At 70.5% G+C, this 20,568-nt stretch carries 23 protein-coding genes; 5 read left to right on the top strand and 18 right to left on the bottom strand.

Annotated features, from left to right (window positions below):
• Positions 1-120: 120 nt before the first annotated feature.
• Positions 121-840 carry a demethylmenaquinone methyltransferase gene (locus ACIBKY_RS36265; RefSeq protein WP_397103955.1) on the bottom strand — a complete coding sequence of 240 codons (720 nt, stop codon included), beginning with the start codon at positions 838-840 and terminating at the stop codon, positions 121-123.
• A 109-nt stretch (positions 841-949) separates the two neighbouring features.
• Here ACIBKY_RS36265 and ACIBKY_RS36260 point away from each other — a divergent pair, with 109 nt between their 5' ends.
• On the top strand, positions 950-2,161 hold the full coding sequence (locus tag ACIBKY_RS36260) for a hypothetical protein (protein ID WP_397103953.1): 1,212 nt from the start codon (positions 950-952) through the stop codon (positions 2,159-2,161).
• Here the strand turns inward: ACIBKY_RS36260 and ACIBKY_RS36255 are convergent.
• Complete coding sequence (locus ACIBKY_RS36255) at positions 2,158-2,376, bottom strand: DUF4229 domain-containing protein (protein WP_379625276.1); 219 nt, start codon at positions 2,374-2,376, stop codon at positions 2,158-2,160. The genes ACIBKY_RS36260 and ACIBKY_RS36255 overlap by 4 nt on opposite strands.
• A 277-nt stretch (positions 2,377-2,653) precedes the next feature.
• Between ACIBKY_RS36255 and ACIBKY_RS36250 the strand changes: the two genes are divergently transcribed.
• A complete protein-coding gene (locus ACIBKY_RS36250) occupies positions 2,654-2,875 on the top strand; it encodes a BldC family transcriptional regulator (RefSeq protein ID WP_157248821.1) in 222 nt (73 codons plus the stop codon).
• A gap of 253 nt (positions 2,876-3,128) precedes the next feature.
• Here ACIBKY_RS36250 and ACIBKY_RS36245 read toward each other — a convergent pair whose 3' ends face one another.
• Positions 3,129-3,371: a hypothetical protein gene (locus ACIBKY_RS36245; RefSeq protein WP_379625274.1), complete on the bottom strand. Its 243-nt coding sequence runs from the start codon at positions 3,369-3,371 to the stop codon at positions 3,129-3,131.
• Positions 3,372-3,381: 10 nt separating this feature from the next.
• On the bottom strand, positions 3,382-4,428 hold the full coding sequence (locus ACIBKY_RS36240) for a hypothetical protein (protein ID WP_397103951.1): 1,047 nt from the start codon (positions 4,426-4,428) through the stop codon (positions 3,382-3,384).
• A 130-nt stretch (positions 4,429-4,558) separates the two neighbouring features.
• Here ACIBKY_RS36240 and ACIBKY_RS36235 point away from each other — a divergent pair, with 130 nt between their 5' ends.
• Positions 4,559-4,873, top strand: coding sequence for a PLDc N-terminal domain-containing protein (locus ACIBKY_RS36235; RefSeq protein ID WP_397103949.1), 315 nt, complete (start codon positions 4,559-4,561; stop codon positions 4,871-4,873).
• Positions 4,874-4,883: 10 nt separating this feature from the next.
• Here ACIBKY_RS36235 and ccsA read toward each other — a convergent pair whose 3' ends face one another.
• The 5 genes from ccsA to ACIBKY_RS36210 all read right to left on the bottom strand — a co-directional run bounded on the left by ccsA (position 4,884) and on the right by ACIBKY_RS36210 (position 9,400).
• Entirely contained in the window at positions 4,884-5,849 is a 966-nt protein-coding gene (gene ccsA / locus ACIBKY_RS36230) for a cytochrome c biogenesis protein CcsA (protein WP_397103948.1), read from the bottom strand.
• Positions 5,839-7,401 (bottom strand): cytochrome c biogenesis protein ResB, encoded by a 1,563-nt coding sequence (locus ACIBKY_RS36225; protein ID WP_397103946.1) that lies wholly within the window; start codon positions 7,399-7,401, stop codon positions 5,839-5,841. The genes ccsA and ACIBKY_RS36225 overlap by 11 nt, the downstream gene beginning before the upstream one ends.
• A complete protein-coding gene (locus ACIBKY_RS36220) occupies positions 7,401-8,123 on the bottom strand; it encodes a cytochrome c biogenesis CcdA family protein (protein WP_184958626.1) in 723 nt (240 codons plus the stop codon). The genes ACIBKY_RS36225 and ACIBKY_RS36220 overlap by 1 nt, the downstream gene beginning before the upstream one ends.
• Positions 8,116-8,682, bottom strand: coding sequence for a TlpA family protein disulfide reductase (locus ACIBKY_RS36215; RefSeq protein WP_397103943.1), 567 nt, complete (start codon positions 8,680-8,682; stop codon positions 8,116-8,118). The genes ACIBKY_RS36220 and ACIBKY_RS36215 overlap by 8 nt, the downstream gene beginning before the upstream one ends.
• A gap of 79 nt (positions 8,683-8,761) precedes the next feature.
• Positions 8,762-9,400: a histidine phosphatase family protein gene (locus ACIBKY_RS36210; protein ID WP_397103941.1), complete on the bottom strand. Its 639-nt coding sequence runs from the start codon at positions 9,398-9,400 to the stop codon at positions 8,762-8,764.
• A 237-nt stretch (positions 9,401-9,637) separates the two neighbouring features.
• Here ACIBKY_RS36210 and ACIBKY_RS36205 point away from each other — a divergent pair, with 237 nt between their 5' ends.
• The gene (locus ACIBKY_RS36205) at positions 9,638-10,495 is read left to right on the top strand and encodes an SMR family transporter (protein ID WP_397103939.1); all 858 of its coding nucleotides are present in this window, start codon (positions 9,638-9,640) and stop codon (positions 10,493-10,495) included.
• Here ACIBKY_RS36205 and ACIBKY_RS36200 read toward each other — a convergent pair.
• Positions 10,488-11,387, bottom strand: a complete 900-nt coding sequence (locus ACIBKY_RS36200; protein ID WP_397103937.1) for a LysR family transcriptional regulator — start codon at positions 11,385-11,387, stop codon at positions 10,488-10,490. The two genes, ACIBKY_RS36205 and ACIBKY_RS36200, sit on opposite strands and share 8 nt — an antisense overlap.
• Before the next feature lie 196 nt (positions 11,388-11,583).
• Between ACIBKY_RS36200 and ACIBKY_RS36195 the strand changes: the two genes are divergently transcribed.
• Entirely contained in the window at positions 11,584-12,480 is an 897-nt protein-coding gene (locus ACIBKY_RS36195) for an EamA family transporter (protein ID WP_397103935.1), read from the top strand.
• On the opposite strand, the gene ACIBKY_RS36190 is transcribed toward ACIBKY_RS36195, so the two are convergent.
• From ACIBKY_RS36190 to ACIBKY_RS36155, 8 genes are all read right to left on the bottom strand, one after another.
• Positions 12,399-12,992 (bottom strand): GNAT family N-acetyltransferase, encoded by a 594-nt coding sequence (locus ACIBKY_RS36190; protein ID WP_397103933.1) that lies wholly within the window; start codon positions 12,990-12,992, stop codon positions 12,399-12,401. The two genes, ACIBKY_RS36195 and ACIBKY_RS36190, sit on opposite strands and share 82 nt — an antisense overlap.
• Before the next feature lie 53 nt (positions 12,993-13,045).
• On the bottom strand, positions 13,046-14,335 hold the full coding sequence (hemL, locus tag ACIBKY_RS36185) for a glutamate-1-semialdehyde 2,1-aminomutase (protein ID WP_397103931.1): 1,290 nt from the start codon (positions 14,333-14,335) through the stop codon (positions 13,046-13,048).
• Positions 14,336-14,368: 33 nt separating this feature from the next.
• A complete protein-coding gene (locus ACIBKY_RS36180) occupies positions 14,369-15,010 on the bottom strand; it encodes a bifunctional DNA primase/polymerase (protein ID WP_379638220.1) in 642 nt (213 codons plus the stop codon).
• A gap of 134 nt (positions 15,011-15,144) precedes the next feature.
• Positions 15,145-16,128: a porphobilinogen synthase gene (gene hemB, locus ACIBKY_RS36175; protein ID WP_379611412.1), complete on the bottom strand. Its 984-nt coding sequence runs from the start codon at positions 16,126-16,128 to the stop codon at positions 15,145-15,147.
• Between the two features lie 12 nt (positions 16,129-16,140).
• Positions 16,141-17,682 (bottom strand): uroporphyrinogen-III synthase, encoded by a 1,542-nt coding sequence (locus ACIBKY_RS36170; protein ID WP_397103928.1) that lies wholly within the window; start codon positions 17,680-17,682, stop codon positions 16,141-16,143.
• The gene (gene hemC / locus ACIBKY_RS36165; RefSeq protein WP_397103926.1) at positions 17,679-18,584 is read right to left on the bottom strand and encodes a hydroxymethylbilane synthase; all 906 of its coding nucleotides are present in this window, start codon (positions 18,582-18,584) and stop codon (positions 17,679-17,681) included. The genes ACIBKY_RS36170 and hemC overlap by 4 nt, the downstream gene beginning before the upstream one ends.
• Positions 18,581-19,849 carry a glutamyl-tRNA reductase gene (locus ACIBKY_RS36160; protein WP_397103924.1) on the bottom strand — a complete coding sequence of 423 codons (1,269 nt, stop codon included), beginning with the start codon at positions 19,847-19,849 and terminating at the stop codon, positions 18,581-18,583. Before ACIBKY_RS36160 ends, hemC begins: the two co-directional genes overlap by 4 nt.
• Positions 19,846-20,523 (bottom strand): redox-sensing transcriptional repressor Rex, encoded by a 678-nt coding sequence (locus ACIBKY_RS36155; protein ID WP_379611408.1) that lies wholly within the window; start codon positions 20,521-20,523, stop codon positions 19,846-19,848. Before ACIBKY_RS36155 ends, ACIBKY_RS36160 begins: the two co-directional genes overlap by 4 nt.
• Between the last annotated feature and the right edge of the window lie 45 nt (positions 20,524-20,568).

Raw genomic sequence — 20,568 nt, 5'->3', positions numbered from 1 at the left:
GTCCTACACGCTCGAAGGCCGTGGGGTATGGCGCCTTCGTTCCTTTGTGAACCCCTTCACAAACTTGTCGGCCCGCAGTCTAACGCTTTTACGGGGCAAAGGGGCAGTCGGGGGGTTCGTTCATGAGGCGGGCTTGAAGCCGCGGTGCATGGCGACGATGCCGAGGCTCAAGTTGCGCCAGGCGACACGTTCCCAGCCGGCCTCCTGGATGATGCTGGCCAGCGACGGCTGGTCCGGCCAGTCCCTGATGGACTCGGCCAGATACTCGTAGGAGTCGTCGTTGGAGCCGAGGACCTTGGCCACCTTGGGCAGCATCCTCATCAGATACTCGCGGTAGAAGAGGTCGAACGACTTGACGGTCACGTGCGAGAACTCCATGATCACCAGCCGGCCGCCCGGCTTGGTGACGCGCAGCATCTCGCGCAGCGCCACGGGGGTGTCGTGCACGTTGCGCAGCGCCACCGAGATCGTCACCGCGTCGAAGCTGTCGTCGGCGAACGGCAGCCGCATCGCGTCACCCGCGACGAACGGGATCCCGGGGCCGCTGAGGGCGTTGCCCCCGTGGCGGCGTACGCCGGTCTGGAGCATGCCCAGCGAGAAGTCGGAGGCGATCGCCCGTGCGCCCAGCGTGGTGAAGCTGTCGGTGGAGGTGCCCGTCCCCGCGCCCAGGTCGAGGACCACCTCTCCCGGCCCCGCGTCCACGGCCGCGGCGACCGCCTTGCGCCAGTAGCGCACCTGACCGAACGAGATCACATCGTTGACGAGGTCATAGCGCCGGGCCGTGCGATCGAACATCGCGGCGACCTCGTGCGGCTGCTTGTCCAACTGAGCGCGGGTCATGCGGCAAGCCTATTGCCCCCGCCCGTAAGGCCCTCATCGCGTGTGCCCTATCCCGACAATGAACGGAAAGTAGCCACTCCATAACGCACCGTCTGCTAGAACTTGGCGAATGTTCGCGCGTGTCACCCTTGCAGCGGTCATCACGATGGCCCCTGTCACGCACACCCGCGTGGTGTCCGCCAACCCGGCCGACACCACCCCCCACGTCCTCGACGGCATCGTCAACACCATCGCCCTGGTGGGCGGCACCGTGGTGGTGGGCGGCTCGTTCAGCGAAGTAGCCGACGCGAGACGCACGACCATCTTCCCCCGGAGCAATCTCTTCGCCTTCGACCTGGCCACCGGCGCCGTCCTGGCCGGCTTCGCCCCGGACGTCGCCGGTCCGGTCCACGCGCTGGCCGCCGGCGCCGGCGGCACCGTCTACGTCGGCGGCGACTTCCCGTCCGTCAACCGCACGCGGGCGCGCGCGCTGACCCGCCTGAGCCTGTCCGACGGCTCGACGGTACGCGGCTTCGCCCCGCGCGTGTCCGGCGGCGTCGTGACCACGCTGGCCAGGCGCGGCGCCCACCTCTACACCGGCGGCGACTTCACCTCGCCGAGAACCGCCCTGGCCAGGCTCGACGCCACGACCGGCGCCGCCGACCCGCGCTTCACCATCGAGCCCGGCCTGCCCCGCACCCCCAAGGTCAAGGTCCACGCGCTGGCCGCGAGCGCCGACCGGCTGGTGGTCGACGGCAGCTTCACCACGCTCGACGGCGAGCCGCGGCCCCAGCTGGGCGTGATCGACATCTCCACGCCGGCGCCCCGGGTGGCCAACTGGCGCACGGCCGCGTACGAGCCGCGGTGCCAGGACGTCTTCCCCTCCTATGTACGCGGCCTCGACCTGTCACCCGGCGGCGACTATTTCGTGGTCGTCACGACCGGCGGCAACGGCGACACGCGGCGCCTGTGCGACAGCGCGGCCAGGTTCGAGACCCACACCAGGAGCCAGCGCGTCAGGCCGACCTGGGTGAACCACACCGGCGGCGACTCGCTCTACTCGGTCGCGGCGACCGGCGCGGCCGTCTACGTGGGCGGGCATCAGCGCTGGATGAACAACCCGCGCGGCCGTGACTCGGCGGGGCCCGGCGCCGTGGCCAGAGAGGGCATCGCCGCCCTCGATCCACGCACCGGAAAGGCGCTGGCGTGGAATCCGGGACGTGAACGCGGTATCGGCGTCAAGGCATTTCTGGCGTACAGCCGCGGACTACTCGTTGGTAGTGACACAACTCGACTCGGACGGGAGTACCATGCCCGGATTGGCATGTTCCCTCTGCCCTAGTCGTCCTGCGGCTTAGGCCGGTTGATCTTGTCGCTGATGCGGGCGCTCATGGCGTCACGCTGCTTGGACAGCAGGACGTAGCTGGCCACACCGCTGATCAGGAAAGCCACCAAGATCAGCACCAGCGGATTTTGCAGGCCGAGCAAGTACAGGACACCAAGGGTCACGATGAACAAGCCGATGCGCGACGCGGTGTAAACGAGAACGGGATGCACAGGTCAGAGGCTACTCGCTCCTGGTCGTGCCCCCGCGGGCCGTACCGGCTGCCGCTCTTCGCATCGGGCGCGAGCACTGCTACTGTTCCCAGTCAGGGTGTTTCGTAAAGAAACACCCACGAGAGCCCCAAAGAGGCTCTATCATATAACAATCGGGCAGTCAGCCGATAACAACCCGTGATCTTTGTCGAAAACCACGGATAAATCAGGCTTCGCTCGACACACTGGTTACCTGTCCGCCCGCTGGCAGGAAGCGGGATGCGAGGGGGAGAGATTGGTGGAGAGTAGCAGCGAGCGTCTGCTGACCCCAGGAGAGGTTGCCGCCCTCTTCCGGGTAGACCCAAAGACGGTTACACGCTGGGCTGCGGCAGGCCGCATCAGCAGTATCCGCACCCCCGGAGGGCACCGTCGCTTCCGCGAGTCGGAAGTGCACGCCCTTCTTAGAGGCGAGGACGTTCTTACGGCCGAACGGCCGGCAGGTGAGTCCCCGCGCGTTTGACGTTCCGTCAGGTCGGTGATCCTGCGCCGCAGGATCACCGCCACGGATCCCACAGGCACGCTCTTCTCGCCGGTACGGCCCGGCCCCCGTGGCCGAGGACCGAAACGAGCGCCCCACCCCGCGCTGAATCCCGGCACGCGTGCCCACGCCCTCTACATACATTGCCCGGACGACCCGAACCACGACCCGGCCTCCACCCCTCAGGCCGTCGCGGTGACCACCACCCCCCGTCGGTCAGGGTTGTCCCCCGATGTCAGGCGTCCTCCTGCTCCGCCTTGAAGGCCAGGAACTCCTGTTCAAGCTCGTCGTTCTCCGCCGCCCAGCGCGCACGCCGCTCGGCCGCCTCCTCCTCGGTGCACGACTCCGGCAGCCATCGCTCGTAGTCGGGATCCCCGGGCTCCAGTTCCACATACGCGTTGCCGATGAGACGCCCGTCTTCACTGGTCAGGCTCTGCGGCACGCGCAGGGTCCCGTCAGCGAGCCGGATGACGTACATCGCTCATCACCTAGATTCCGTAGCGCCGGTTGAAGAACAACATGACGTCGAGGGCCATCCGCGTGTCACCGCCCAGCATGTCGACCAGCGCGGGACGCTGGCGCGAGGAGATCGCGGCGAAGGCGTCCGCGAAGAACTCCTTGCGGCCGAGCCCCCCGCCCTGCCGGTGGAAGGCGGAGGCCAGCATGGGAGCGGCCTTCTCGTAGAGTGCCACGAACTCGGGCAAGTCGGAGACCCAATCGCCATGCGGGGAGTCGATGTCGTCGAGGGCGTGGCCGACCTCGTGCATCATCACGTCGGGGGTGGGAGAGGGCCGATCGCCGACGACGATCTTGCGGTCGCCGTACGCGCCGGCGCAGATGTCCCAGGAGGCCTTGCCGGAGGGCAGCGGGGCGCCGCGCAGGTAGCCCATGTCGTCGAGGTCGGGGACGCCGCCGGCGCCCACGTAGATGCCTTCGAGTCCGATGGCGAGCTTGCGCTTCAGCCGTTCGGGCAACCGGGCGAGGCTTTCCACGGCGCGCACGGCCTCCGGCGAGGGCGGACCGAGCCGGGCGTCCCACTGGCGGTGCAGGACGGCTTCCAGCTCGCCGCAGTGGCGTAAGCCGTCCGCCTGGACGGGCGCGTCGGGCCGGTTGGGCTGCGCGCGCGGCGGCAGGTCGGTGAGCTCGAAGTCGTGCCAGGTGTACTGCGGCCGCTCCACGACCGCGGCGGGCAGCCGCTCGCGCCGCCAGCCGGGCTCGTCGGCCCGCTCGGGTCGCCGCGCCTGCTCCGCCTCTTCCGCGCGCTCGACGCGCTCGCGTCTTCGGAACGGCCACACGCTCCGTTCGGCCTGCGGCTGAGCGCGGAAGGACGGCCCGTCTCCTCCGGATGACCTCTCCGCACGCTTCCGCTCGGCCTCGCGGAAGCCCTCGGCGGGCGTGTCACGGGACCAGAACGAGCGGTCCGCCTCCGGCGGCGCGTCACCGCGGCGCGAGAAGAGGTAGGACCCGCGCCGCCACCAACGTCCACGTCGATGCCGGCCCTTGTCGCTGGAGAAGGCCATCTCACCCCTAGACACCCTGCCCATCAGGTGAAACCCCTCCGCTCCACCTGATCCGGTTCCACGGTACGCGGCCGATCTTCCCGAGTCATCCGAAATGGGACACCGAGCAAGCACGATCACGCCTCGGATGGCTTACAGTTCGGGCATGGCAGGTGTCCTGGTCACCCTGACGGTGCTGGCTTTCTGGCTCTACTCCCTGTTCGACGTCATCACGACGCCGGAGGACGAGGTGCGGAACGTGCCAAAGACCCTCTGGGTGCTCGTCATCATCCTCGTCCCCGTGGTGGGCGGGCTTCTGTGGTTCCTGCTCGGCAGACCCGTCCGTGGCGGCGCCGCCGAAGACGGTCCCCCGCGCATGCCGCGGCGCCCGGCGCCGCCGCGCCAGGATCCGCCCAAGGGACCGGAGGACGACCCGGAGTTCCTGCGCGACCTCGACAAGCGGATGCGCGGGGAGGAGTGAGCGTCCGCGGCTAGTTGCCGACGTCGGCGTAGCTGTGCATGCCGCCGAGGAAGATGTTGACGCCGACCAGGTTGAACATCAGGCAGCCGAAGGCGACCAGCTGCACGATCGTGGCGGCCTTGCCGCGCCAGCCGGCCGTGACCCTGGCGTGCAGGTAGGCGGCGTAGGCCACCCACGTGATGAACGACCAGACCTCCTTGGGGTCCCAGCCCCAGTAGCGCCCCCACGCCTTGTCGGCCCACAGCGCGCCGGCGATCACCGCGAAGGTCCAGACGGGGAAGGCCACGACGATCGCGCGGTGCGCGACCCGCTCCAGGTCGGCGCGCGTGGGCAGGCGGGAGAGGCCGTCGCCCCGGATGAGGTAGAGCACGCCGGCCGCGCCGGCCACGATGAACAGGCCGCTGGCCAGGATCGCGGCGGAGACGTGGATGGCGATCCAGTAGGAGTTGAGCGCGGGCACCACGGGACCGGCGGCGGTGTAGAGGAACTTCACCGCGGCCCCGAGCCCGAGCACCGCCACGACCATGACGAACGGGCCGAGGAAGCGCACGTTGGCGCGCAGCTGCGTGGCCAGGAACGCGGTCACGGCGGCCAGGCAGATGGCGACCACGAACTCGTACATGTTGCCCCAGGGCCAGCGCTCCACTGCAAGCCCGCGAGTGACGATGGCGGCGGCGTTGGCCCCCCAGCCGACCCAGGCCAGGGCCATCCCCACCTTGCCCGCGGTGCCCGCCCAGGCGGGCGGCTCGGGCTCGGCGGGAGCCACACCCAGGTCGGAAGCCACACCCTGGTCGGGAGCCTCGTCCTGCGGGGCGCCGACGGTCGCGGGCTGCTTGACGCGGCCCTTGGCGGGCGCGTCGGTACGGGCCTTGCCGTAGGCCAGCTCCAGAGCGAAGCCGATCATGGCGGCGAGGTAGAGGAGCACGGCGCCGACGACGAGCTGGTCGCTCGCCTCGGCCAGTACTTCAGCGGACATCCTTGTCTCCAGCTGATAGGACCTTGACGATGTCGGCGAACTCCTCGGTGAAGCCCGCGGCGGAGCCCTCGGTACGGGTGAGGCCGCCCACCTCGGCCGCGCCGTCCTTGACCCGGACGAACACACGGCGGCGGCGGATCACCAGCGAGAACACGATGGAAACGGTGGCGAGACCGGCGGCGAGCAGGGCGGGCACGCGGCCGGGATCGTAGGCGATCTGGAGCGTCATCCACTCCTTGACCTCGACGAACTCCAGCTTGCCGAGTCCGTCGGGCAGGTCGAACGACTGGCCGGGGGCCAGCGGCTTGGGCGCCGTGGAGCCCATGACCAGCGGCTTGAGCTTCCTCATGACATCGGGCGGCGCCAGCTCGTACACCGACTGGGGTCGTCCCGAGCGCACCCCGAAGTCGCCCGTGAAGGCGCCGAGGACCTGGACCCTCGGCATGAGGTCGCCGGGGAAGCTGGAGGTGAAGCCGCCGCCCTGGGCCGGCGCGATGGTCGGCAGGAAGCGCATGAGGAAGCCGAGCTGACCCGGCTGGGCGTCGGGCGCCTTGAGCACGCAGCCGGAGACCCGGGTGGCCGGGAACTCGATCAGGCACGGGACCGCGCCCTCGAAGGCGACCTGGCCCTTGCCGTCGGTGATGCGGAAGAAGGGCGCGTAGCCGTTGCCGATCAGGTAGGTCTGGGTGCCGTTGATCTCCAGCGGCTCGTTGACCTTCAGCTCGTAGTCGCGCTTGGGCGCGCCGGGCGCGTCGCTGACCTTGAGGTGGGCGGAGAAGTCGAGCGGCTGGCCGACCTTCGACGGGTCGCCGCCGACCTGGTAGGAGGCCTTGAACTCGTCGAGCGTGAAGGAGAACGGCTCCAGCGACTCGGCCGAGACCTGGTTGCCCGGCATGAACCGGTCGTAGGCGGCGACGGTGTTGGCGAAGCCCTCGTCCTCCACGACCAGCACGTTGCCCCGGTAGCCGAACACCGCGCCGATGCCCACGGCGACCAGCAGGCCGAGCAGGGAGACGTGGAAGAGCAGGTTGCCGGTCTCGCGCAGGAAGCCCTTCTCGGCCGAGACCCAGCCGTCGCCGGTGTCGACGCGGAAGCGCAGCTTACGCAGCCGGCGGGCGGCCACCTCCACGGTGAGCCCCTCGTCGAGGACCGTGTGGTGGGGCAGGCGCGACAGGTGGCGGGGCGCGGCCGGCGGCTTGCGCCGCAGTTCCTTGAAGTACGTCGTGGTCCGCGGCACGATGCAGCCGACCAGCGAGGTGAACAGCAGCAGGTAGATCGCGGCGAACCAGACCGAGTTGAAGACGTCGAAGAGCTGGAAGCGCTCGTACCACTCGGCGCGGACCGGGTCGTTGAGGTAGATCTGCGCGACCTTGTCCGGCTCGACGCCGCGCTGCGGGATCAGCGAGCCGGGAATCGAGCCCAGCGCGAACAGGAACAGCAGGAGCAGCGCCGTCTTCATCGAGGTGAGCGTGCGCCACGTCCAGCGCAGCCAGGCCACCGGGCCGAACCCGGGCGGCTTGGGCGCCTGCTTCTCCATCTCCTGAACGGCCATCAGATCACCGGCTGGAATCCGCCGATGAGCCCCTGCAGGCTCGCGATCATCTGTCCCCACAACCCGGTGACGAGAAGGACTCCGACGGCGACCATCATGCCCCCGCCGATGCGGGTGATGAGCTGGGAGTGCTTCCGGATCGCCGCGAACGTCCGCAGCGCCCTGCTGTACGCCAGCGCCGCGCCGACGAACGGCAGCCCGAGCCCCAGCGCGTAGAAGACGGCCAGGGTGGCGCCGCGCGCCGCGCTGCCCTCGTTCAGCCCGAGCGCGAGCACGACGGCCAGCGTCGGGCCGATGCACGGCGTCCAGCCGAGCCCGAACACGATGCCGAGCAGCGGCGCCCCGGCCAGCCCGGCGGCGGGCTTGCGGTGGATGCGCACATCCCGCATGAAGCCCGGCACGAGGCCGAGGAAGGCCAGCCCGAGCACGATCGTCAGCACCCCGAGCACCCGCGTGATCACCTGGGCGTTGCCCAGCACCAGCGAGCCGAGCCCGCCGAACAGCGCCCCGCTGAGCACGAACACCACCGCGAAGCCGGCCACGAACAGAACGGTGCCCAGCACCAGCCGCCCGCGCTTGGGGTCGGCGCTCATCCCCGTCACGTACGACAGGTAGCCCGGCACCAGTGGCAGCACGCACGGCGACAGGAACGACACGATCCCGGCGAGCACCGCGATCGGCACGGCCAGCAGCAGCGACCCCGAGGCCACGACCTCATTCATCGCGGACCTTGGTGACGGTGTTCATCAGGTCGGTGAACTTCACCGCGCCCAGCGCCCTGGCCGCGATCCTGCCCTGCTTGTCGATGATCAGCGTGGACGGGATGGCCGCCGGCGGCACCGTGCCCTGGAAGGACAGCGCCACCTCGCCGGGCTGGTCGAAGATGCTCGGGTAGCCGGACTGCTCGGTGCGCTCGAACGCGATCGCGTCGGCCTTGCGGTCCTTGAAGTCGATGCCGAGGAACTCCACGCCGCTGGCCTTGGTCTTGGCCGCGACGTCCTTGAGCACCGGCGCCTCGGCCCGGCAGGGCCCGCACCAGGAAGCCCAGAAGTTGATCACCACGACCTTGCCCTTGTGCCCTGCCAGCGACGCGGTGCCGCCGTCGAGCGTCGGTCCTTCGACGGCGGGGGCGGGCTTGCGCTCGGCGGCGGGGAAGACCTGCATCTTCCCGTCGCCGGCGATGAAGCGGGTGTCACCGGCCTGCGGCTGGCCGCTCTGGTTGCCCGCGCACCCCGCGACCAGAACAGTCAGCAGGGCGAGGGAGAGGGACGTCGCGCGCACGGGAGGATGATCTCCTTGTACTACAACCGGTAGAGCTTGCAACTCTACCGGCGAGGACGCACGCCCCGAACACCAGGGCTCAGGCTCCCGGCGGACCATGACCTTTCCGCAGGGAACCGGCGGGCTCGCTGTAGCCGACGCTGATCAGCCGGTCCTCGTCGAAGGTGAGGCTGGTGAGGCTGGCCAGGGAGCACTGGCGGCGCCGCGGGTCGTGCCACAACCGGCGCCCCTCGGCCGCGAGCCTGATCGCCCAGATCGGGAGCTGATGGCTGACCAGCACCGCCTCGTGCCCGCGCGCGGCGGTGCGCGCGTCCTCGATCACCGTGCGCATCCGCTGGACGATCTCCAGGTACGGCTCGCCCCACGACGGCTTCCACGGGTTGTAGAAGTAGCGGTAGTTACGCGGGCTGCGCAGGATCGCCAGGCCCGCGCCCACGGTACGGCCCTCCAGGAGGTTGCCCGCCTCCACCAGCCGGTCGTCGGGCTCCACGGGCAGGCCCAGCGCGGTGGCCAGCGGCGCGGCGGTCTCGCGGGCACGTTCCAGCGGGGAGGAGTACAGGGCCACGATGTCGCGGCCCGCGACGGCCTTGGCGACCATCTCGGCCATCTGCTGACCTGTCTCGGACAGGTGGTAGCCGGGCAGTCTGCCGTAAAGGATGCCGTGGGGGTTGTGCACCTCACCGTGGCGCAGCAGGTGAACGACGGTGGTCTCAGCCATGGTGTGGCACAGCCTATCCGTTTCGATGGCGCCGATAGGCGACCCGGTCTCGTCCGAAAAGGGCACCGACGGTAAAGTCGCCTTGACTGCGCCTAGGGTTCCGCGTTCCGGTCCGCCCTGATGAACCACAACCAGGGCCGGGAGACAGGTCCGAGCGGCGCCGCGGCCCTGGGCCGTACAGCTGACGGGACAAAAGCCTGGAGGCTCCTATCCGCACACCCGGAAGGAGCTCACCGCTTGAACGCCTGGGCCCTCGTTCTCGTCCTTGTCGCCGCCGTGGCGCACGCCACCTGGAACCTCCTCAGCAAGAAGGCCTCCCAGGCCGACGGCCTGATCTTCCTCTGGCTGGTCGCGGTCGCCTCGACCGTCATGTGGGGCCCGGTGTTCGCCGGGTTCCTGCTCCTCACGGGCACTTCGGTGCGGTGGAGCGACGTGGCGGTGGTCTGCGTCAGCACGGCGCTGCACCTCGGCTACTTCGTGCTGCTGCAGCGCGGCTACCGCCACGGCGACCTGTCGACGGTGTATCCGGTGGCGCGGGGTACCGGGCCGATGCTGGCCAGCCTGGTGGCGGTGCTGTTCCTGGGCGAGCGGCCCGGGATCGCGGGGATCGCGGGCATCGCGCTGGTCGGGATCGGGGTGTTCATGATGAGCGGCGGTGGCAGGGCCGACGTCCGTGGGCTGGGGTTCGGGCTGGGGACCGGGGTGTTCATCGCGGCGTACACGGTGTGGGACGCGCAGGTGGTCGGCGTGTTCGCGGTGGCGCCGCTGGTGCTGAACTACCTGGGCGAGGCCGGGCGCGCGCTGGCGCTGACCCCCGCGATGCTGAAGGGCGGGCGGCGGCTGCTGATCGGGGCGATCTGGCGTGAGCACCGCCTGCGCGTGCTGGGCGCGGCCGTGCTCATCCCGCTGTCCTACCTGCTGGTGCTGTTCGCGTTCACGATGGCGCCGGTCAGCGTGGTGGCGCCGACGCGGGAGATCAGCGTGCTGATCGCGGTCCTGCTCGGCGGCAGGCTGCTGGCCGAGGGCGACCTGCGCCGCAGGCTCCTGGCCGCCGGGGTGATCCTCGGCGGCGTGGTGACGATCGCCCTCAGCTGAGGGTTCCGGCTTCCTTCAGGGCTTCGACCATGGCTCTGATCGCGGGGCGGCGGGCGGCGTCGGTGCGCCAGATGGCGTAGATGCGGCGGGTCTGCCGGGGCAGGGTGGGGATCGCGCGCACCCGCGACGGCATGCAGTCACGGCCCAGCCTGGGCACGATCGCGCAGCCGAGACCGCCGGCGACCAGCGCCATCTGCGTCGGGTACTCGTCGGCCATCGAGACGATCTCCGGTTCGAGGTCGGCGCTGCGCAGGGTGTAGACCAGCCAGTCGTGGCAGATGGTGCCGGGCGAGGAGCTGATCCACCGCTCGCCGCTCAGCTCCGCCAGCTCGATCTCCTTGCGGCCGGCCAGGGCGTGGTCGGCGGGCAGGATCACGTCGGCGATGTCGTCGAGCAGGATCGCCTTGGACAGCCCGTCGGGGATGGCCATGGGCCGGTTGAGCCAGTCCTGAACGACGCCCAGGTCGAGCTCGCCCCTGGCGACCTCGCGCACCACCCGCTCCGGCTCCCGCTCGTTGAGCTGGACCAGCAGGTCGGGGTGGCGCTCGCGCAGCGTGCCGAGCGCGGGGGGCATCAGGCCGCGGGCCGCCGTCGGGAAGGAGCCGACGTGGAGCTTGCCGACCACCTCGCCGCGCAGCGCCTCGAAGTCGGCCTCGGCGGTCTCGACCAGGGCCAGAATGCGCTCGGCGTGCTCGGCGAGCAGTCCGGCGGCGTCGGTGAGCCGCACCCCGCGCCCGTTGCGCTCCATGAGCCGCGAGCCGGTCTCCCGCTCCAGCTTGGCGATCTGCTGCGACACCGCGGAGGGCGTGACCATGAGGGCGTCGGCCGCGGCGCCCACGGAGCCGTAGACGTGCACCGCGTGCAGCGCTTTGAGCCGATTCAGATCCAGCATCCGATGTGAGCCTCCTCTCGTAAGCCATCCTAAAGGGTTTAGCGTAGAAAGTCTCGCTTGTGGTTGATTGTGTAGCGAGAGAAAATATATGCATGAGAAACAACACCGCACAGAAGACCGAGACCTCCTACCTCAAGAAGCTCGCCGAGCAGGCCCGCGAGCAGCGCATCCGCGCCCAGAAGCCCGCCTCCAAGTAGTGAGGCCGCGCCATCTGGCCCTCGCCGTCGGCCTCGCGGCCGTGTGGGGCTTCAACTTCGTCGTCATGGAAGTGGGCCTGCGCCACTTCCCGCCTCTGCTGTACGCGGCGCTCCGGTTCGCCCTGGCCGCCTTCCCCGCGCTCTTGTTCGTGGGACGGCCGGGCGTACCGTGGCGCTGGGTCGCGGGTGTCGCGGCGGCGGTTGGAGTGGGTCAGTTCGGCTTTCTGCTCATCGGCATGCGGGCGGGGATGCCGCCCGGCCTCGCCTCACTGGTACTGCAGGCCCAGTCGCTCTTCACCGTCGTCTTCGCGGTAACCCTGCTGGGCGAACGGCTGACCGGCCGCCGGATCACCGGGCTGACCCTCGCGCTCGGCGGCCTCGTCCTCGTCGCCGTCGACTTCGGCGCCTCCGGCCCGTTCGGCGCCTTCGCGCTGTGCGTGGCCGCCGCCGCCTCGTGGAGCGTCGGGACGATCATGCAGCGCCGGGCCGCGCCGCCCGACTCGCTGCGTTTCATGGTGTGGGTGAGCGCCCTGTCGGCACCGCCGCTGTTCCTGCTGTCGTTCGCGGTCGAAGGCGTGCCCGTGCTGAGCGCCCCGCTAGAGGGCTGGCTGTCGCTGGGCTACGTGGCGTTCATCTCCACGCTCGGCGGCTTCGGCATCTGGGGCTGGCTGCTGCACCGCTACGACGCCTCGGTCGTCGCCCCCTACACGCTGCTCATCCCAGTGTTCGGGATGTCGTCGGCCGCGCTGTTCGTCGGCGAGCCCATCGGCTGGGTGAAGGCGGGCGCGGCCGTTCTCATCGTCTGCGGCGTCCTCTACGCCGGTACGCGACCCCGCTCGGCCCCTTCGCCGTCACCCTCGCCGGTGCTCGCGCCCGCCGGGCGGTCGAGCCGGTAGATGACGTGGTCCCGGTCGTCGACCGGGTTGTCCGGCTCCAGCTCGCCCTCCGCCACCCGGCGCAGGCCCGCCTTCTCCAGCGCCCGCCACGAGGCCCTGTTGGCCTTGGACACCGGGACGATCACGCAGGTCGCCTCCGGGTCCGCCCAGGTCGACTCGACGATCGCGCGGATCATCGACGGGCCCAGGCCCCTGCCCACCTGCTCCTCGTCGCCGATCAGGTAGTCGATGCTGACCGCGCCACCGGGCACTTCGAGGATCGGGGCCAGCTCCTCGGCGTACTCGGGGTAGTCGGCGTACCGGGAACGCTGCACCAGACCCAGCGGGCGGCCGTCGAGGAAGACCAGCAGGTCCTCCGACGGCTCCTCCCCCCGGGCCGCCGGGCCGAAGTCGCGCTCCACGGCCTCCGCCGAGGTCTCGTGGTTCCACCACCGGGCCACATGCGGCCGCTCCAGCCACTGCTTCACCAGCGGGAAGTCGTCCTCGGCGAGCCGGCGCCAGGTGATCACCATGTGTTCGACGGTACCCGACGCGCCGGCTCGCCGCCTGTGAATATCCGGCCGGGTCAGGCCACCGCGGCGGCGGCCTTGGCGGCGGCGGGCAGGGCGTCGCCGATGCGGTTCAGCGCCTCGTCGTCGTGCGACGCCGACAGGAACCACGCCTCGTACGCCGACGGCGGCAGGTACACGCCGCGATCGAGCATGGCGTGGAAGAAGGCGGTGAACGCGGCGGTGTTCTGGCTCCTGGCCCCGTCGAAGTCGCTCACCTCGCGGTCGGTGAAGAAGATCGAGAACAGGCTCCCCGCCGCCTGCAGCCGATGCGGCACGCCCTCGGCCGACAGCGCCTCGGCGGCCGCCTGGGCGACCGTGGCGGCCGCGGCGTCCACGCGGGCGTACGCGTCCTCGTCGAGGTTGCGCAGCGTGGCCAGGCCCGCGGCGCAGGCCAGCGGGTTACCCGACAGCGTGCCCGCCTGGTAGACGGGGCCCTCGGGCGCCAGGTTGGCCATCACGTCGGCCCGCCCGCCGAAGGCCGCCGCCGGCAGGCCGCCGCCCATCACCTTGCCGAAGGTCATCAGGTCGGCGTCGACCGGGTCCAGGCCGTACCAGCCGGAGCGGGAAACACGGAAACCCGTGAGCACCTCGTCGACGATCAGCAGGGCGCCGTTGCGGGCGCATATCTCCTTCAGGAACGCGTTGAAGCCGGGCGCGGGCGGCACCACGCCCATGTTCGCCGGGCACGCCTCGGTGATCACACACGCGATCTCGGCGGCGGCGAAGGCCTCCTCGACCGCCTGGCGCGAGTTGTACGGCAGCACGATCGTGTCGGCCGCCGACGCGCCGGTCACGCCGGGGGTGTCGGGCAGCCCGAAGGTCACCACTCCTGAGCCGGCCGAGGCCAGCAGGGCGTCCACGTGGCCGTGGTAGCAGCCGGCGAACTTCACCACCTTGGAACGGCCGGTGAAGCCGCGGGCCAGGCGCACCGCGCTCATCGTGGCCTCGGTGCCGGAACTGACCAGCCGGATCTTCTCCACCGGGGTCACCCGGGAGACCAGTTCCTCGGCCAGCTCGACCTCGCCCGGGGTGGCGGTGCCGTACGACATGCCGTGGGACAGCGCCGCGGAGACGGCCTCCACGACGGCGGGATGACGGTGGCCCAGGATCATCGGCCCCCAGGAGCAGACCAGGTCGACGTAGCGGTTGCCGTCGACGTCGGTGATGTAGGGGCCCTGGCCGTCGGCCATGAAGCGCGGCGTGCCGCCGACGGCGCCGAAGGCGCGCACGGGCGAGTTCACGCCTCCCGGCACGATGGTCCTGGCGCGGTCGAACAGGCTCTCAGACTTGTCAGTGCGGCTCACCCCTACAGGGTAGAGGCCGGCCCCCGAGCCCGGTCAGTCGGTGAGCTGCTCCAGAACGCGCAGCGGGTCGGGAAGCGGGCGGCCGTCCGGCGGGCGCAGCCAGGAGACGGGCTGGCCGGTGGGCAGCGTGGACGGCGGCGCGAGGACGTAGCTGTCGCGGCAGTGCCAGCGCAGCCCCGGGTTGTCGTCGATGGTCGCCGGGTCGCAGTCGAGCTGGCAGGACCACCACTCGTCCTCGTCGTCCGGATTGCCGCGCGTGGCCACATAAAACAGAACCCGGTCGCCGTTGGCGGCGACCGGGCCTGAGTGGGAGCCTGCTTCGTCGAGGCGCGTGAGCGCGGCGAGTCCGGCGGCCAGGGGTACGTCGAAGACGTCGAAGACGCGTCCCGTGGGGAGAATCACATTGGCGTCGGGCTCGTGCTGCCACCAGCGGGTGAGCTGCGTGGCGTCGGTCGTGGCCTGGAGGTGCCAGGCCGGGGAGAGCGGATGCGCGCCGGGGTCCGGACAGCCGAGGCGGTCACAGGAGCACGCGCGCGACCCGTGCCGCAGCGGATGCGCCCCCGGCGCGCTGGGCCACCCGAGAGCGGCATAGCCCAGCACCGCGTCGATCCTGGTCGGGCGCGTGAGTTTCGCGGCCCGCTTCCGCGTACGCCGAGCGAGTGGTACCCCGACCATGGTGACTCCCGTTCAAATCCCGCGCGCCTGAGGAGGTCCCTGACCCCGGGGCTCCAACGCGCCACCTGGGACACACCAGCACTTGTTATCGCACTCTAACGCACAGGTCGCAGGGGCGAGCGGGAAACCCCCACCTAGAGACGCCGAGCCACCTCGGTGGCCCAGTAGGTGAGGATCAGGTCGGCTCCGGCGCGCCGGATCCCGATCAGCGACTCCATGATCATCCGCTCGCGGTCGATCCAGCCGTTGGCCGCGGCCGCCTCGATCATCGAGTACTCGCCGCTGACCTGGTAGGCCGCCACCGGCACGTCCACGTTGTCGCGGAACTGGCGGATGACGTCGAGGTAGGACATCGCCGGCTTGACCATGACCACGTCGGCGCCTTCCGCGAGGTCCAGACGTACCTCACGCATGGCCTCCTCCAGCGGCCCCGCGGGGTCCTGCTGGTGGGAGGCGCGGTCGCCGAACTGCGGCGCGCACTCGGCGGCGTCGCGGAAGGGGCCGAAGAACGCCGAGGCGTACTTGGCCGTGTAGGCCATGATCGGCAGGTGGGAGAAGCCCGCCCCGTCCAGGGCTGCGCGGATCACGCCAACCTGGCCGTCCATCATCCCGCTCGGGGCGATCATCTGGGAGCCGGCCTCGGCCTGGGCCACCGCCATCGAGGCGTAGCGCTCCAGCGTGGCGTCGTTGTCCACCTCACCGCCGGGAGTCAGCAGCCCGCAGTGCCCATGGTCGGTGAACTCATCCAGGCAGGTGTCGGCCATCACCACGATCGCGTCACCGACCTCGGCGTTCACCTCGCGCAATGCCTGCTGGAGAATCCCGTCGGGGTCGTCGCCCGCCGAACCGCGGGCGTCCTTCACCGCCGGGATGCCGAACAGGATCAGCCCGCCCACGCCCGCCTCCGCCGCCTCGTGGGCGGCCTTGCGCAGCGACTCGCGGGTGTGCTGGTAGACGCCGGGCATCGAGGCCACGGGATGCGGCTCGGCCAGGCCCTCCTTGACGAAGGCCGGCAGGATCAGCTGCGACGGGTGCAGGCGCGTGCCCGCGACCATCCGTCTCATGACGGGGGTACGGCGAAGCCGCCGCGGACGTGCGGCGGGAAACTCAGCACTCATGTGACGAAACTCCTATTTGCGGCGGCGTGCCCCACGGCGGTTCTGCGAGGGCTTACGCGGGGTGTCACCCGCGGCGATCGCCGCCTGCCTCTGCTTAGCACCGTACTCGGCGAGGGCGGCGGCCAGCGCGGAGGCCGATGGTTTGTCCGCCATGACATCCACGCGCAGGCCGAACTCCTCGGCCGTCTTGGCCGTCTGCGGGCCGATGACCGCGATGACGGTGACGTTGTGCGGCTTGCCGGCGATGCCGACCAGGTTGCGCACGGTCGAGGACGAGGTGAACAGCACCGCGTCGAACCCGCCGCCCTTGATCGCCTCGCGGATCGGCGCGGGTGGCGGCGCCGCCCGCACGGTCCGGTACGCCGTGACGTCGTCGCACTCCCAGCCCAGCTCCGTCAGCCCGGCCACGAGCGTGTCGGTGGAGATGTCGGCCCTGGGCAGCAGCACCCGGTTGATCGGGTCGAGCATCGAGTCGTAGGGCGGCCACTCGGCGACCAGGCCCTCCGACGACTGCTCGCCCGAGGGCAGCAGGTCGGGCTTGACGCCGAACTCGACCAGCGCCTTCGCGGTCGCCTCGCCCACCGCGGCCACCTTGAGCCCGGCGAAGGCCCGCGCGTCGAGCCCGTACTCCTCGAACTTCTCGCGCACCGCCTTGACGGCGTTGGAGCTGGTGAAGGCGACCCACTCGTAGCGGCCGGTGACCAGGCCCTTGATGGCCCGGTCCATCTGCTGCGGCGTACGGGGCGGCTCGACCGAGATGGTCGGCACCTCGTCGGGCACCGCGCCGTAGGAGAGCAGCTGCTCCGACAGCGCCTTGGACTGCTCCTTGGTACGCGGCACCAGGACCCGCCAGCCGAACAGCGGCTTGGTCTCGAACCACGACAACTTGTCGCGCAGCCCGACGGCCTCGCCGACGACGATCAGCGCGGGCTCGGTGAACCCGGCGTGCTTGAGGTCGGGCTGCAACCTGCCCAGCGTGGTCGCCACGGTGAACTGCTCGGTGGTGGTGCCGCTGCTGCTGACCGCGACCGGCGTGCTGTCGGGCTTGCCGCCCGAAACGAGCGCCTTGCCGATGGCCACGGCGTCGCCGATGCCGTTGTAGATCACCAGAGTGCCGGGACAGGCGGCGTGCGAAGCCCAGTCCTGATCCTGCGCGGCGTCGACCACGCGGAACTCGGGCACATCGTCCGCCGGCGGGATGCCCGCGTAGGTGAGCACCGCGGTCGCGGGCGGCACACCAGGCACGATCTCGAAGTCCACCCCGGCGGCGGTGCAGGCGGCGACCTCCTCGGTGATCGAGGAGAACAGCATCGGGTCGCCCTCGCACAGGCGTACCACCAGCCCGCCGTCACCGGCACGCTTGAGGTAGTCGCCCTCGACCACTTCGACGCCCTCGCGGCAGTGCTTGAGCAGGGGGCCGAACAGGTCCTCGTCGAGGACCACCGCGTCGGCCTTGCCTAGCAGCTCGGCACCGCGCAACGTCAGCAGGTTCGGGTCACCTGGACCCGCACCCACGAACGCCACGAAACCGGAGGTGGGACTATCGGCGCTCAATGGGAATGCTCCCCCATCAATCTGTCGGCCCCCTCGGCGAGCATCTCGGCCGCCAGAAGGCGGCCCAGGCGATCGGCGTCCGAGGACGGGCCGGCGGCGGACTTGCGGACCGCAGCCTGGCCGTCGAGCGAGACGACGGCGGCGGTCAGGTTCAAAGTCTGCCCGTCATCGGCGGCGAAGGCACCCACCGGAGCGGAGCACCCTGCCTCGAGAGCGGACAGAACGGCGCGCTCGGCCGCGACCGCGGAGCGGGTCCGCGGGTCGTCGAGCACACCAAGGAAGGCGATCAGGTCGGCGCGGCCGGCGAGGCACTCCACCGCCAGCGCGCCCTGGCCGGGCGCGGGCAGCATCTCCTCGACCTCGAAGATCTGGGCGATCTCCGTGTCGCGCCCGATCCTGGTCAGACCCGCCGAAGCGAGTACGACGGCGTCGAGCTCGCCCGAGGTTACCTTGCCGATCCGGGTGTCGGCGTTGCCGCGGATCGGGACGTACTCCAGGTCGGGCCTGAGCGCGCGCAGCATCGCGACCCGGCGCGGCGACCCGGTGCCGACCCTTGCGCCGGGCGGCAGGTCGGCCAGCTTGTGCGCGCCGACCAGCGCGTCGCGGTGGTCGTGGCGGGTGGGCAGCGCGGCCAGCGTGAAGCGCTCGTCCCGCTTGGTCGGCAGGTCCTTGAGCGAGTGGACGGCGAAGTCGATCTCGCCGTCCACCAGCTTGTCGCGCAGCGCGCTGACGAACACGCCGGTGCCGCCGAGCTGCGCCAGGTGCGCCTTGGTCACGTCGCCGAAGGTCGTGATGCCGACCATCTCGATCTCCCGGCCGGTCGCGCGGGTGTAGCCGTCGGCGACCATCTGCGACTGCGTGGTGGCCAGCAGGCTCCTGCGCGTTCCCAGCTTCAGGGTCACAGCTCCACCTCCCTCACGGCCTCGGGCATCTTCGGATCCAGGTCGAACAGCTCGCGCAGAGCTTCCGCATAATGATCGCCCCCTGGGGAGGTGGCGAGCTGTTTGACACGCACAGTGGGCTCATGAAGGAGTTTGTCCACCACGCGCTGCACGGTCTGCGTCACTTCGCCGCGCGCCTTGTCGTCGAGTTCGGGCAGGCGCATGAGCAGGCGGCCGAGCTCGGCCTCCACGACGTTGGCGGCCTTGCTGCGCAGCGCCACCACGGTCGGGGTGACCCTGGCCGCGCGCTCGGCGTTCAGGAAGGCCGTCAGCTCGTCGGCGACGAGCGCGCGCACCGTCTGTACGGCGTCGCCCTCCCGCGAGCCGATGCCCGACTCCTGAATGGTCTCCAGGTCCACCAGCGTGACGCCGGGCAGCTCGCGTACCGCCGGGTCCACGTCGTGGGGCAGGGCCAGGTCGAGCAGGAACAGCTCTCCCGCGGGCTTGCCGGCGAGCATGGCCGGGGTGACCACGTGCGACCCTCCGCCGGTGCACGTGATCACAAGGTCGGCCGCGGCGAGTTCACGGGGAACCTCGCGCAGCGGCACCGCCCGGCCGCCCACCCGCTCGGCGAGCCGTACGCCTCGCTCGAAGGTGCGGTTGGCCACCACGATCTCGCCGGCGCCCGCGCGGGAGAGCGTGGCGGCGGCCAGCGCGCTCATCGAGCCGGCGCCGACGATCAGCACCCGCTTGCCCTCCAGCGGGCCGACGAAGGCCAGGCCGGCGGAGACCAGGGACGCGCCCGCCTGGTCGATCTCGGTGTCGGCGTGGGCCCGCTTGCCCACGCGCAGCGCCTGCTGGACGAGCTCGTTCAGCGTGGCGCCGACGGTGCCGTGCTTCTGGGCGAGCTTGAGCGCCCCGCGCATCTGGCCGAGGATCTGGCCCTCGCCGACCACCATCGAGTCGAGGCCGGACACCACCGAGAACAGGTGCTCGACCGCGCGGTCCTCATAGTGGACGTACAGGTGTGGCGTCAGCTCGTCGACGGGCACCCCGGAATGGACGCTCAGCAGCCTGCTGATCGCCGTCACGGCCGCGTGGAAACGGTCCACGGCGGCGTAGACCTCGACCCGGTTGCAGGTCGAGACCACCATCGTCTCCGCGACGCAGGCGTCCTGCTGCACGTCGTGGATGAGTTTGGAAAGAGTGTCCCCCGACACCGAGACGCGTTCGAGCATGGCCACCGGAGCCGTCCGGTGGCTGAGCCCGATCGTCAGAACACTCATTGACTGTCCACGGCCATGAGTGGCCCCCCAGCTTTGCGTTGCTCATGGAACGCAAGGATCTGCAGTTCTATTGATAGGTCAACCTTACGGACATCGACGCTGTCCGGCACAGAAAGTACGACAGGAGCAAAGTTCAGGATGCTGGTCACGCCCGCGGTCACCACGCGGTCGCACACTTCCTGAGCCGCCGCCGCGGGTGTCGCGAGGACCACGATGGAGACCCCGCGCCGCCCGATCACGGCTTCCAGTTCGTCGATGTGTTCAACATTCAACCCCGCGATGTCGTCGCCCACGATTTCGGGGTCGGCGTCGAGCAGGGCGGCGATCCGGAACCCCCGGGACACGAATCCGCCATAGTTCGCGAGTGCGCGGCCGAGGTTGCCGACGCCGACGATGGCGACGGCCCAGTCCTGGGTCAGGCCCAGCTCCCGCGAGATCTGGTACACGAGATACTCAACGTCGTAACCCACCCCCCGCGTGCCGTACGACCCCAGATGCGACAGATCCTTGCGGAGCTTGGCCGAATTGACGCCGGCGGCGGCCGCCAGGTCCTCAGACGAGACCGTGGCGATCCCGCGCTCGGCCATCCCGTTCAGCGCCCGCAGATACAGCGGGAGCCGTGCGACCGTCGCCTCGGGTATGCCTCGGTCACGGGGCTGGGACGGGCTCTTCACGTGCCGGAGCTCCAGGGGAACGGGCGGCCTCTCGGCCGCGTCATG

Origin of the sequence: Nonomuraea sp. NPDC050394, from assembly GCF_044459065.1 — a bacterium.
Classification (GTDB): Bacteria; Actinomycetota; Actinomycetes; order Streptosporangiales; family Streptosporangiaceae; genus Nonomuraea.
Note: the sequence above shows the minus strand (reverse complement) of the source record. Positions and strands in the feature narration are given on the sequence as shown.